Raw genomic sequence first — 13176 nt, 5'->3', positions numbered from 1 at the left:
GCCTATGCGCCAACTGCATTTCAATCAATACGAGGACACCCGAGACATGTCATCGCAAGTCGAGAACTACCGGATTTTCGCAGTCAAGTACGCGCACTTCGAGCGCCGTTCGGGCGACAACTTCATCGGCGGCGATTCTCATGACGTCGCGATGCCGCTCGATTACTTCGTGTGGGCGGTGGTCGGCGAGACGCGCACGTTCATCGTCGATACCGGTTTCGATCAGATGATGGCCGACAAGCGCGGACGCACGATCACGAATTCAGTAGAGCGTGGCTTGCAGAAAATCGGCATCTCCGCTGCATCCGTCGAGGACGTGATCATCACCCACATGCACTACGATCATGCGGGCAACAGTGCGCTATTTCCGCACGCCCGGTATCACATTCAGGACCGCGAGATGGCCTATTGCACGGGCCGCTGCATGTGCCACCATGCGCTCAGTCATCCGTTTGAACCGGAGGACGTGAAATCGATGGTCGGCCGTCTGTTCGACGGACGCGTGCAGTTTCATGACGGCGCATCGGAAGTCGCGCCGGGCTTGAGCGTGCATTGGGTCGGCGGCCATACGAACGGTCTGCAGGTCGTGCGCGTGCATACGAAGCGCGGCTGGGTCGTGCTGGCGTCCGATGCGTCGCACTTCTACGCGAATATGCAGCAGCATCGGCCGTTTCCGGTCGTCTATAACGTCGGCGACATGCTGGAAGGCTACGAGACCGCGCATCGTCTTGCCGCCTCGCCGAACCATGTGATTCCCGGTCATGATCCGGCTGTGCTCTCGCGCTATCCCGCACATGATCGCGAGACGGACGGCTGGATTGTGCGTCTCGATGTCGAGCCCCGCTAAGAGAAACCGCACATGGCGCTAAACGGAAAAAATGTGCTCGTGACGGGTTCGTCGAACGGACTTGGCCTGGCAATGGCAAAAGCACTCGCGGCGAGCGGTTGCGATATCGTCCTGCATGGTCTTGAGACGGCGCACGGTATGGAGCAAACGACTGCTGAACTTGCGTCTTCGTTCGATGTCAACGTGAGTTACGTTCGTGCTGATCTGTCGACGGTGGAAGGCATCGACGCGCTCGTCGAAACGGCGTGCGCGCAGCTGGGATCGATTGACGTGTTGATCAACAATGCAGTGGTCCGGCATTTCGCCGGCATCGAATCATTCGCGCTCGAGCACTGGCACAGCGCACTGGCCGTGAATCTGACGGCGGCGTTTCGTGCTATCCAATTGACGTTGCCCGGCATGCGCGAGCGCGGTTGGGGACGCATCTTCAACATGACCTCGGTGTATGGCGCACGGGCGACGGCTAACCGCGTCGATTACGTCACGACGAAGACGGCGTTGCTCGGGCTCACGCGTTCGGTAGCCATTGAGACGCTCAATCAGGGCATTACATGCAACGCGATCTGCCCAGGGTCGGTACTGACACCGAACATCGACGGTCGCATCAACGATCTGATAGATGCGCGCGGACTGAGTCGCCACGACGCAGTACATGAATTCCTGAAAGGCAAGCAGCCTACGGGCGAGCTGATCGATGCAGCGCATGTGGGCGAACTGATCGTGTTTCTATGTTCCCCGGCGGCAAGCCAGATTACCGGCGCGCTGATGCCGATTGAAGGAGGCTGGCTTGCAGGCTAATTCCTTCACGACGCATGTAGTCCCGGCAGACACCGTTACGCGTGAACTCGCGCGATTCGTGGCGACTACTAAATGGTCCGACATACCCGCCGCCGCGCGACATGAGGCAAAGCGCGCTTTGGTTAACTACGTCGCGGTTTCGCTTTCTGGCTGTCGCGATCCGGTGATCGACAAGGCAGTTGCCGTTTACAGTCGTTTCCGCGCGAATGAGAACGCTAGCGTGATTGGGCGCGGGGAAAGAACGGACATGCTGAACGCAGCGGCGCTCAACGCGATGAGCGCTAACGTCTTCGACTTCGACGACACGCACATGCCGACCATCATCCATCCGACGGCACCGGTCGCGGCGCCGTTGCTTGCGCTGGCCGAAGCGCAAGCGGAGTCGGCGACGATCAGCGGTGAAGCGCTGCTCCTTGCGTTCGCGCTCGGCGTGGAGGTCGAATGCCGGATCGGCAATGCAGTGTCGCCCGAACATTATCAACGCGGCTGGCATATCACGTCGACGTGTGGCGTATTCGGCGCTGCGGCGGCGGTCGCGAAAGCCTGCGGACTGAACGAACACCAAATCGTTTGGGCGCTTGGCAATGCATCGGCGCAGGCGGGGGGGCTGGTCGAAACGCTTGGCACGATGTCGAAAAGCATTGGCGTCGGGAATGCGGCGCGCAATGGACTGTTGTCGGCATTACTGGCGGCTGACGGGTTTTCTGGTCCCGATGCCCCGCTCGAAGGTGCACGCGGGTTTCTGCACGTGACCGTTGCCGCGCCGGATCTGAGCGCGATCACGGCTGGACTGGGGCGCAATTGGGCGCTGTCATCCAACACGTATAAGCCATACCCCTGCGGTGTGGTGCTGAATCCGGTCATCGATGCATGCCTCGATCTTCGCCGCGATGCCGCCTGGACGCTCGACGATATCGAACGTGTCGAGCTGACCGGGCACCCGCTGCTGCGCGAGCGCACCGACCGGGCCGGCGTGCGCTCTGGGCGCGAATCGCAGGTCAGCGCACAACACGCCGTGGCGGTGACACTGGCGCGCGGCAAGGCAGGTCTTGCGGAATTCAGCGATGCGGCGGTGGCGGCCCCCTCGCTACAAGCGTTCGCGGGCCGCTTGCATTTCATCGACGATGCATCGTGGGCCGTCGAGTCGGCGCAGGTCAGGATCGTGTTGCGCTCAGGCGAGTCCGTATCGCGACGGATTCACGCCGCGCGCGGCAGCCTTGCGGCGCCGCTGGCGGACGAGGAGCTGGCAGCGAAGCTGCGCGAACTAGCCGCATACGGCGGCTCGGGCGTTTCGCCGCAACCGCTTGTCGATTTGTTATGGCGCTTCGATCGCGAGCCCGATGCCGCCGCATTGATGCGCATGGCGCGCGCCTCGTGAAGGGCCTGACGGGGGCGAGAATCTTTCATGGATGAGGGAAATCATGTCGAGCAGTGAGCAAAACAGTCAAATCGGCTTTGTTGGTGTGGGCGTAATGGGACGTCCGATGGCACGGCGTCTGATCGAAGCGGGTCACGCGTTGATCGTGTATGACCGCGACGAACAGGCGGTCGCTGAACTCGCGGCGCTCGGCGCGCGTACTGCGAAGTCGGTTCGTGAAGTAGCGGACAGCGCACGCATCGTGTTCACGAGCCTGCCGACGCCGGCCGTGTTCAAGCAGGTCGCACTGGGCGATGGCGGGCTCATTGAAGGCCGCGCCCTGAAGATACTGGTCGATTTGTCGACCGTGGGGTCGCGCACCGAGAAGGAAGTCGCCGACGGCCTGCTGGCCAAAGGCATCGCGACCGTCGATGCGCCGGTCAGCGGCGGTGCAGCAGGGGCGAAGAATGGCACGCTCGCGATCATGGCGGCGGGCCAACCAGCGGCAGTGAACGAGGTGCGCGCGTTGTTCGAAGTGCTCGGCAAGGTGTTCGTCGTGGGCGAAGAGCCCGGGCAAGGGCAGTTGCTGAAGCTGTTGAACAACATGCTGTCGTCGACCGCCTTCGCCATTACGTCCGAGGCTTTCGTTGCAGGTGTGCGGGGCGGCCTGGACCCCGAGGTGATGATGTCAGTGATCAACGCAGGAAGCGGCAAAAACGGCGCGACGCTGGACAAGTTTCCGAAGCAGGTATTGCCGCGCACCTTCGATTTTGGCTTTCCCATTGGCAGCGTCTGCAAGGACATCGGCCTTGCCGTCGAAGAATGCCAGGCACTGGGCGTGCCGATGTGGGTCGGCAGTGTTGCGCGTCAAGTCTGGAACTACGCGGCGATGCAGGACGGCACGAAGCGCGACATGACCGAGCTCGTCAAATACGTCGAACGTTGGTCGTCTGGCGAAGGGCTGGCCGACTGACCGGTTGAACGCTACAAGACGAACAATACATAACCTGAAGAAACGGAGTACTACATGATTGTCGAAATGCGCATCTACCACTGCGCACCCACGCGCCTGCCCGCGTTGCTCGATCGCTTTACCACGACGACGCTCGGCTTCTTCGAGAAATACGGCATTCAACAAATCGGCTTCTGGACCACGCTGATCGGCCCAAGCAATCACACGCTCACCTACATGGTGAAGTGGGAGAGCCTCGCGGAGCGCGAGCTGAAGTGGAACGCATTCCAGGCGGATGCGGAGTGGATCGCCAAGCGCGCTGCAACCGAAGCGGAAAGGCCGATTGTCGAGCGCATCGAAAATCACTTTCTGACGCCGACTGCCTTCTCGGCTTTGAAGTAGGAGACGCTTATCATGGCACAACCGAAACGCATCGGCTTCATCGGACTCGGCATGATGGGCGCGCCGATGGTGCAGTGTCTCGCCGCCGGCGGGTTCGAACTGTACCTCGGCGATGCCGATGCTGCGCGCGCCGATACGCTCGCCGCACAAATTGGCGGCCAGCGCCTCCAAGCCGAACACGCTGCAACGCTGGACGTCGTGATTACGATGCTGCCCAATTCGGCGATCGTAGAAGCCGTGCTGCTTGGGGACGGCGCGCAAGGTTGGGCGAGCCGGCTCGCGAGCGGCGCGGTCGTGATCGATATGAGCTCGTCGGAGCCTGCGCGCTCTCGCAAGCTCGGCGCGACGCTCGAAGAGCGCGGTCTCGCCTATCTGGATGCGCCCGTATCGGGCGGCGTAAAGAAGGCGAAAGACGGTACCCTGGCAATCCTGGTTGGCGGCCGTGCGGAGGTGCTTGCACGCTGCAAGCCGGTGCTCGATGCAATGGGAAAGAGCGTGCTGCATATCGGCAGCGCGGGCGCCGGCCATGCGGCGAAGGCGCTGAACAACTACGTCTCGGCGGCGGGCCTCGCGGCGACCGTCGAAGCGCTGCACATCGCGCAGCGTTTCGGCATCGAAGCAGAGGTGATGACTGATGTGCTGAATGCGTCGACGGGCCGCAGCAATACGTCCGAGAACAAGGTCAAGCAGTTCATGCTGAGCGGCACGTTTGCGTCGGGCTTCGCGCTTCAGTTGATGAACAAGGATCTGAAGATCGCGCGCGCGTTGGCGCAATCGGTCGGCTATCCGATGACGCTCGGTGTGACCTGCACGACGATGTGGGACGAAGCGGCGCAGCGTTCGACACCGGCTACTGACCACACGGAAATGTATCGGCTGTTGTCCGGCGATGCATCCTGAACCAACAGAACGGAGTCTGTCATGTCACATGCAGCACAGTTCTATATCGACGGACAATGGGTCGAACCTTCGTCCACCATCGGCTTTGACGTCATCAATCCGGCTACCGAAGCGCCGATCGAGCGGCTCGCGCTCGGCAACGCGCAAGACGTGGATCGGGCTGTGGCTGCGGCACGTCGCGCGTTTCCGGCGTGGTCAGTAACGGATGTACGCGAACGCGTCGCCTTGCTCAAACGCGTGTTGAAAATCTATGAGCGCCGCTATGACGAATTCGCCGAACTGATCCGCCGCGAAATGGGTGCGCCGATCACCTTCGCTCGCAGCGGCCAAGCCGCGCGCGGGCCGGCGCATCTGAATGCGTTAATCGACGTGCTCGAACGGTTTAGCTTTGAGGAGCAGCGCGGCAGCACACGCGTCGTGCTGGAGGCGATCGGCGTATGCGGGCTGATCACGCCATGGAACTGGCCTATCAACCAGATCGTGGTGAAGATCGCGCCCGCGCTCGCGGCGGGCTGCACGATGGTGCTTAAACCCAGCGAGTATTCGCCGTTGAGCGCCTTGCTGTTCGCCGAAGTGCTCGACGAAGCGCAGGTGCCGGCGGGTGTTTTCAACCTCGTCAATGGCGATGGTCCCGGTGTTGGCACGGCGATCGCCTCTCATCCGGACATCGACATGGTGTCGTTTACCGGATCAACCCGTGCGGGCGTGCAGGTGGCACAGGCGGCGGCACAAACGGTCAAGCGCGTCGCGCAGGAGCTTGGCGGCAAGTCGGCGAATATCCTGCTCGACGACGTCAACCTCGACGAAGCGGTGACGCGTGGCCTGGCAGCATGCTTTACAAACTCCGGCCAGTCGTGTTCGATTCCGACTCGCATGCTGGTACCGCGTCATCTGATGAACGATGCCGCGCAAATCGCGAAGCGTGCAGCCGAAGCCTACCGTCTCGGCCCAACTGACGATCCGGCCACGCAGCTTGGACCGCTCGTCAACCGCAACCAGTTCGACCGCGTGCAGACGTTGATCCAGAAGGGCATCGACGAAGGGGCGCGGCTCGTAACGGGCGGCACGGGTTTGCCTGCGGGCGTTGAGCGGGGCTATTACGTGCGCCCGACGGTCTTCGCGGATGTGACGCCAGACATGACGATTGCGCGCGAGGAAATCTTCGGACCAGTATTGTCGATCATCGCGTATGACTCGGAAGAGGACGCGGTCGAGATTGCCAACGGTACCGACTATGGACTCGCCGCCTATGTGCAGTCGGGTGATATCCAGCGAGCGCGGAAAGTGGGACGTGCATTGCGTGCAGGCGGCGTGCACCTGAACTATCCGCCCGCCGATTTCGGCGCACCGTTTGGCGGCTACAAGCGCTCGGGTAACGGCCGCGAGTGGGGCGAGGCGGGCTTGCGCGAGTATCTCGAGACGAAGGCGATGGTTGGATATGGCGCTGTCTGAGGCGAGGCACGACATGTGTCGTGCCGGACCAACCCGCGTAAAAAATTTTGCAGTTTTTGATTGTCGGACAATCAGCGTGTCCGGCAGCAAGATGGTTTGAATGTGAAACCACCACGAACCACAGAGGATTTCATGATGGATAACAGCGAACGCTTCGACAAAGGCTTTGAGAACCGCAAGGAGGTGCTCGGCGCCGGCCATGTGGAAAAGTCTTGGGCCAATGCGGATGACTTCAATCGGCCGATGCAGAAGTTTGTCACCGAGTACTGCTGGGGCGATATCTGGGGCGATACGACATTGCCCTTCAAGACACGCAGCATGCTGAACCTCGGCATGTTGACGGCGATGAGCCAGCATCACGAACTGGCGGTGCACGTGAAGGGCGCATTGCGCAACGGCGTCACGCGGGACGAAATCCGCGCGGTGTTGATGCAGGCGGCTGTCTATTGCGGCGCGCCTCTCGCGCTTGCCGCATTTCGCGTAGCGACAGAGGCCATCAAGGCGTACGAGGCGGAGAACTCGACGGCCTGACCGCATGGCAGACCCATATCAGCCGACAAAAAACCTGGAGACAATGATGAAGACCATAACTGCTAACGACGTTGTTCAGTCGCAAGGGGCGCAGTCGATAGAAACGAAAAGGCGCAATGCCATCAAGGGTGCGTTCTTTTCCGAGTTTATCGACATGTTCGATATCTACCTTCCGGTCGTCGTGTTGTCGCCGGTGCTGGGGTTCTTTCAGCCGCCCCATCTGTCGAGCGGAACGGAGACAATTCTGGCGTCGCTCGTATTCATCACGACACTGCTCGGCCGGCCTGTCGGCGCATTGCTGTTCGGGATGATCGCGGATCGGATCGGCAGGCGTAAAGCCTCCATCTGGTCGGTGTCGGGTTTCGGCGTGGTCACCTTGTTGATTGCGCTACTGCCGGGATACGAGACGATCGGCATCGTGTCCTACTGGCTGCTGGTGTTGCTACGCTTCGTCGACGGCATCTTTCTGGGCGGCGGCTACACCGGCGCGATGCCGCTGGCAATCGAGTATTCGAAGAAAGAACAGCGCGGCTTCGTCGGCGGTTTCATCATCGCGGGCTTTCCCGCTGCCTACGTGACGATCAATCTCGTCGCGATGCTGATGTTTGCGCTCTTTCCGCTGCATGGCATGAATTCGCCTTATGCGCAGTGGGGCTGGCGTGTGCCGTTCGTACTGGGGGCCCTGCTTGCTGGCGTGCTCGCGATGTATTACGTGCACAAGGTGGCAGAGTCGGAAATCTGGAAGACCGAAGCCGCCGACAAGGCGGCCCAGGCCGAAAAACTGCCGCTGACTGACCTGCTGCGCGGCAAGAGCGGACGCAACCTGCTGCAGGTGCTGGTGATGATGACGGGCTTCTGGCTCACGCAGAACATCGTGACGATCTTTCTGCCAACCGGGTTGCTGGTGAAAACGCTGCACCTGTCCGGCTTTCAGATGGCGTCCACGCTGATGATCACCTATTTCGTGCTGTTCTTCAGCTATATCGGTTCGGGGCTGATCGCACAGCGAATCGGGCGCCGCCGCTTCTTCGTCATTGTCGGCCCGCTGATTGCGACGGTCGGCGCAGCGCTTTTGTACGTGCTTGCGAATGGCGAAGGTTTGTCGTTGACCACCATCATCGGGCTCGTCTGCGTGCTCGCCGTGCTCGTGACGTCGCCATGGGGCGTGATTGTCACGTACATCAACGAGCGCTTCGTGACCGATGTACGTGCAACGGGCTTCGGCGTCGGTTTCAGTCTTTCCGTGATCATCCCATCGTTCTACGCGTTCTATATGAACTGGCTCAGCGCATTCATGCCACTGCGTTTGACCTCGGTTGCGCTGCTGTGCGTAGGAGGCCTGATCGGAATGGTCGGCGCGCTCATGGGCCCGGAAACGAAAGATGTCGATTTCTAAGGTAACTGTTTTCTTTGGAGGGAAGCGATTCATGAATCAGAATCGGATCGGCTTTATCGGCCTTGGCAACATGGGCGGCCGAATGACGAGACGGCTCGTCGATGCAGGTATCGCCGTGCTCGGCTTCGATACCGTCGCGGACCGTATTGCAGCGACTGGTGCCGAGCCGGCCGGCACGTTGCGCGATGTCATGTCGTTCGCCGACGTCGTGATGATGTCGCTGCCGGACAGCAAGGTCGTGGAGGCGGTAGTCGAAGGCGAGGGCGGTGTGCTTGCGCATTGCAGATCAGGACAGATCGTCGTCGATCTGAGCACGGCTGCCGCCAGTTCGACTATCCGGCTGGCGAAGCGGTTTGCGGAACGCGGCGTCCATTACGTCGACGCCGGCATCTCGGGCGGCGCCGCAGCCGCTGAAAAGGGTACGCTGACGTTGATGGTGGGCGGCGACGCCAGTGCGGTCGAGACGCTGCAGTGGGCGTTCAAACCGATTAGCGCAAAGGTCGCCTACATGGGCGCGAGCGGAACCGGGCATACGACGAAGCTACTGAATAACTTTCTGAACGCGGTGAGCCTCGCCGCGAGCGCTGAAGTGATGGTCGCGGGCAAAAAGGCCGGCCTCGATTTGCATCTGCTGCTCGAGGTGCTGAACAGCAGTAGTGGCGTCAACTTCGCGACGTTGAACCGTTTTCCGAAAATCGTCGACGGCGATTATCTGGAAGGCGGTCTCACCGGCAAGCTGATGACCAAGGATGTGGTGCTGTACGTGGACCGGGCGCGCGAACTGGGTGTGACGTCGCTGAATGCCGCGGGTCCACTGGCAAGCTTCGGCCTTGGCACGGCATTGGGTTATGGCGATGTGATCAGCAATCGGGTCGTCGATGCGATTGGCGACGTGTCGGGCGGCGTGCGGCTGTTCGACGGACAACCTTAAAAGGAGAAACAGGCATGAAGGTATTTCACGGCAGGGCGGACGGCGCGATGTCGGAGCTTCGGGGCGAGACGTTTTCGGGCACGGTGTGGGCCGACCCCGTGATGCCGACCACGAACGGCGTCACGATCAACACCGTGTTTTTTGCCCCGCGTGGCCGAACCTACTGGCATACGCACGAGCAAGGCCAGGTGCTGACCGTCATGGCTGGGAAGGGCTGGATCTGCCGGGAAGGTGAAGCGCCGCAGCCGATCCGCCAGGGCGACATCGTGTTCATCGGTCCCAACGAGCGGCATTGGCATGGCGCTAGCGACGGCAGCTACATGGTGCATATCGCGACGTCGATCGGCAAGGCGACCTGGCAGGAAGAGGTGGCGGAAGCGGATTATCCGGCAGGCGTTTAGCGCTGCCCTGACCGGGCCGGCCGTGCGCAGCCGCCGCGCGCGGCTGGCCCATATCCGGCTACATCTCCGCTTTGTACAGGAAGGATGCGATGAGTTTAAATGAGTCAAGCACACCGTCACCCCAGCCGCGCGACGCACAGTCCATCAAGGAAGAGTTCATGCGCGTGCATGGCGTGTGGTCTCCCGCCTGGGAAAGCATGCTGCGTCTTGACGCGGGCTTCGTTGCTGCCTATTTGCAGTTTTCGCGCGTGCCGCAGCGACACAACCATCTTGGCGACAAGGTCCGCGCGTTTATCGCGCTTGCTGCCGACGCCTGTGCCACCCAACTGTATGCGCCAGGTGTCGCGCATCATCTGCAACGCGCGTTGTCGTTCGGCGCCACGCGCGAGGAATTGATGGGAGTGCTCGAACTGGTGAGCACGATTGGAATTCATACGAGCAACGTCGGCGTGCCGGTGCTGCTCGAAGTGCTCGAAGAAGAGGGCTTGCGGACGGGACCCGTGCCGCTCGACGATCGAAGGCGCGCATTGAAGGCCGCTTTCGAAACGAACCGTGGCTACTGGCACCCTTCGTGGGAAGGTCTGCTCGAGCTCGATCCCGATCTGTTCGAAGCCTACGTCGAATTTTCATCGGTGCCCTGGAAAACCGGTGTTTTAAGTCCGAAGGTGAAGGAACTGATGTACTGCGCGTTCGACGCTTCTTCCACGCATCTGTACGTGCCGGGATTGAAGCTCCATATGCGCAATGCGCTGCGGTATGGGGCAACGGCTGAAGAAATCATGGAGATGCTGGAGATTGTCAGCACGACAGGCATACACGGTGCAGAACTTGGTGCGCCGTTGCTCGAGGCGGCATTACAAACGGCGTACGCAGGGCGTGATTCCTAGACAGGACGCAGAGATTGGCAAGCCGTGAACTATCATTCAGACTGACACTTTGTGTGACGGGAAGACAATCATGTCAACGGATATGGGCCTGATCAGACCTGAGACGCTGCGTCACCAGGTCGAGAACGTATTGCGGCAGGCGATCATGAGCGGACGGTTTGCGCCGGGTGCGCGACTGATCGAACGCGAGCTTTGTGAAACGCTGGGTGTGAGCCGCACATCGGTACGCGAAGCGTTGCGCAAGCTCGAAGCGGAAAAACTGGTGCGCAGCGTGCCGCATAAAGGCCCGATCGTCGCGGTGATCTCGAAGCAGGAGGCAAGCGAGCTGTACGCGTTGCGCGGTTTGCTCGAAGGGTTCGCGGCTCACGAATTTGCGCGGCTGGCGAGCGATGCGGCGATCGCGCGCTTTGGCGAGGCCGCAAAAGAATTGCGAGCCGAGGCGCAGGCGCAAAACCAGGCGGGTGTGTTGAAGGCCAAGACCGCCCTGTACGACGTGCTTCTCGACAATTGCGGCAACGGCCTGATCAAGGAGGTCCTCACGAGCCTGTATTCGCGGGTCAACCTGTTGCGCGCAACGTCGTTGATGCATCCGGACCGTTTGCCGAGCAGTTTGCGTGAAATCGACAAGCTGTACAAAGCGCTGAGGGCACGCGACGCGGAATGCGCCCAACAGCTCGCGCAATTGCACGTTGCTAACGCGGAGAAGGCGGCCATGCGCATGCTCGAAGAATCCGAAAAGGCACTCGGGCAAGGCGACGATATCTAGACGGTGGCGAGTTCAGAACGTCGCACAACGGGGCTTGTTGGCTGGCCGCCGCCCATTCGTCAGCTCTGAGCGAGCTTTTTGCTCGCTAGCGACCACAAAAATCATAATTTCGCTAATCCGTGGCCCTGATCAGAATGTGACTCATACCAGAGTCGCATTTCAGGAGGAGCCAGCCATGACAGCTGAAAAAACGTCAATTGATACGCTTGTTGTAGGCGCCGGTCAGGCCGGCGTCGCCATGAGCGAGCATCTCAGCAAACTCGGGGTGCCCCACCTCGTCCTGGAGCGCGATCGCATTGCTGAACGCTGGCGCACGGGGCGCTGGGATTCGCTGGTTGCCAACGGCCCTGCCTGGCATGACCGGTTTCCGGGTCTCCAGTTCGACGATCTCGATCCCGACGCCTTCGCCGGGAAAGAACGCGTGGCGGACTATTTTGAAGCCTATGCCAGGAAGTTCAACGCCCCCATCCGCACCGGTGTGGAAGTGAAGAGTGTGGTGCGCAACGCTGGCCGGCCGGGATTCATCGTTGAAACCTCGAAGGGCCGGATCGAGGCCAACCGCGTGGTCGTCGCAACGGGGCCGTTCCAACGACCGGTTATCCCGCCGATCGCTCCCAAAGATGGCACGATCGTACAGATCCACTCCGCCGAATACCGCAATCCACAGCAATTGCCCGAAGGGGCGGTTCTGGTGGTGGGCGCCGGTTCGTCAGGGGTGCAGATTGCCGATGAGCTGCAGCGCGCAGGCAAGAAAGTCTACCTGTCGGTTGGACCGCATGATCGCCCGCCGCGCTCCTATCGCAATCGTGACTTCTGCTGGTGGCTGGGCGTTCTGGGCGAATGGGACAAGGAGGTCGCTACGCCGGGCCGGGAGCACGTCACGATTGCGGTCAGCGGCGCTCGGGGTGGCCAGACGATTGACTTCAGGGTGCTTGCCAGGCAGGGGATCACGCTCGTTGGTCTGACGAAGGCGTTCAGTGGCGACGTGGTGACGTTCGAGTCGGATATTGCAGCCAACCTTGCTCAAGGCGATGAGAACTATCTGTCGCTGTTGAATGCGGCTGACGCCTATGTTGCCCGCAATGGCCTCGACCTTCCCGAAGAACCCGAGGCCCGCAATACGCTGCCGGATCCAGAATGCGTGACCCATCCCATTCTCGAACTCGATCTGGCCGCGGCGGGTGTCACCTCGATCGTATGGGCAACGGGCTATGCCGTTGACTACAGTTGGCTGAATGTCAACGCTCTGGATGCAAAGGGTAAGCCGCGGCATCAGCGCGGCGTTTCGACCGAACCTGGCGTCTATTTTCTGGGTCTGCCGTGGCTGTCGCGTCGTGGCTCCAGTTTCATCTGGGGCGTTTGGCACGATGCCAAACATATTGCGGACCATATCGCCACGCAGCACAAATATCTTTCGTATCGCGATGCGTCGCAACGTCATGGAGAAGTCTGCGAGAAGACTCGGCCCGACGGAACACACCCTGATTTGCAACATTTAGCCGATCTCTTGAACTGATAGCGCAAGGCGGGCCGCTATCCGCCTTTCCGAGCAGTTT

General features: G+C 60.9%; 14 protein-coding genes. All 14 read left to right on the top strand.

Annotated features, from left to right (window positions below; translation table 11 throughout):
• Positions 1–46: 46 nt before the first annotated feature.
• The 14 genes from P3T40_RS02130 to P3T40_RS02065 all read left to right on the top strand — a co-directional run bounded on the left by P3T40_RS02130 (position 47) and on the right by P3T40_RS02065 (position 13136).
• The gene (locus P3T40_RS02130; RefSeq protein ID WP_429266017.1) at positions 47–847 is read left to right on the top strand and encodes an N-acyl homoserine lactonase family protein; all 801 of its coding nucleotides are present in this window, start codon (positions 47–49) and stop codon (positions 845–847) included.
• 12 nt (positions 848–859) lie between these two features.
• Positions 860–1645 carry an SDR family oxidoreductase gene (locus P3T40_RS02125; RefSeq protein ID WP_429266016.1) on the top strand — a complete coding sequence of 262 codons (786 nt, stop codon included), beginning with the start codon at positions 860–862 and terminating at the stop codon, positions 1643–1645.
• Entirely contained in the window at positions 1635–3023 is a 1389-nt protein-coding gene (locus P3T40_RS02120; protein WP_429266015.1) for an MmgE/PrpD family protein, read from the top strand. Before P3T40_RS02125 ends, P3T40_RS02120 begins: the two co-directional genes overlap by 11 nt.
• A 31-nt stretch (positions 3024–3054) precedes the next feature.
• On the top strand, positions 3055–3975 hold the full coding sequence (locus tag P3T40_RS02115; protein ID WP_429266014.1) for an NAD(P)-dependent oxidoreductase: 921 nt from the start codon (positions 3055–3057) through the stop codon (positions 3973–3975).
• Positions 3976–4029: 54 nt separating this feature from the next.
• On the top strand, positions 4030–4356 hold the full coding sequence (locus tag P3T40_RS02110) for an NIPSNAP family protein (protein ID WP_429266013.1): 327 nt from the start codon (positions 4030–4032) through the stop codon (positions 4354–4356).
• A 12-nt stretch (positions 4357–4368) separates the two neighbouring features.
• Positions 4369–5256, top strand: a complete 888-nt coding sequence (locus P3T40_RS02105; RefSeq protein WP_429266012.1) for an NAD(P)-dependent oxidoreductase — start codon at positions 4369–4371, stop codon at positions 5254–5256.
• 21 nt (positions 5257–5277) lie between these two features.
• On the top strand, positions 5278–6708 hold the full coding sequence (locus P3T40_RS02100) for an aldehyde dehydrogenase family protein (protein WP_429266011.1): 1431 nt from the start codon (positions 5278–5280) through the stop codon (positions 6706–6708).
• 135 nt (positions 6709–6843) lie between these two features.
• Positions 6844–7239: a carboxymuconolactone decarboxylase family protein gene (locus P3T40_RS02095; RefSeq protein ID WP_429266010.1), complete on the top strand. Its 396-nt coding sequence runs from the start codon at positions 6844–6846 to the stop codon at positions 7237–7239.
• Between the two features lie 46 nt (positions 7240–7285).
• Positions 7286–8635: an MFS transporter gene (locus P3T40_RS02090; protein WP_429266009.1), complete on the top strand. Its 1350-nt coding sequence runs from the start codon at positions 7286–7288 to the stop codon at positions 8633–8635.
• 31 nt (positions 8636–8666) lie between these two features.
• Positions 8667–9566 carry an NAD(P)-dependent oxidoreductase gene (locus P3T40_RS02085; RefSeq protein ID WP_429266008.1) on the top strand — a complete coding sequence of 300 codons (900 nt, stop codon included), beginning with the start codon at positions 8667–8669 and terminating at the stop codon, positions 9564–9566.
• 14 nt (positions 9567–9580) lie between these two features.
• The gene (locus P3T40_RS02080) at positions 9581–9967 is read left to right on the top strand and encodes a cupin domain-containing protein (protein ID WP_429266007.1); all 387 of its coding nucleotides are present in this window, start codon (positions 9581–9583) and stop codon (positions 9965–9967) included.
• Positions 9968–10056: 89 nt separating this feature from the next.
• The gene (locus P3T40_RS02075) at positions 10057–10854 is read left to right on the top strand and encodes a carboxymuconolactone decarboxylase family protein (protein ID WP_429266006.1); all 798 of its coding nucleotides are present in this window, start codon (positions 10057–10059) and stop codon (positions 10852–10854) included.
• Between the two features lie 70 nt (positions 10855–10924).
• On the top strand, positions 10925–11620 hold the full coding sequence (locus tag P3T40_RS02070) for a GntR family transcriptional regulator (protein ID WP_429266005.1): 696 nt from the start codon (positions 10925–10927) through the stop codon (positions 11618–11620).
• Between the two features lie 175 nt (positions 11621–11795).
• The gene (locus P3T40_RS02065) at positions 11796–13136 is read left to right on the top strand and encodes a flavin-containing monooxygenase (protein WP_429266004.1); all 1341 of its coding nucleotides are present in this window, start codon (positions 11796–11798) and stop codon (positions 13134–13136) included.
• The last annotated feature ends 40 nt before the right edge of the window (positions 13137–13176 follow it).

Source organism: Paraburkholderia sp. EB58 (genome assembly GCF_050436665.1).
In the GTDB taxonomy this organism is placed as follows: Bacteria; Pseudomonadota; Gammaproteobacteria; order Burkholderiales; family Burkholderiaceae; genus Paraburkholderia.
Note: the sequence above shows the minus strand (reverse complement) of the source record. Positions and strands in the feature narration are given on the sequence as shown.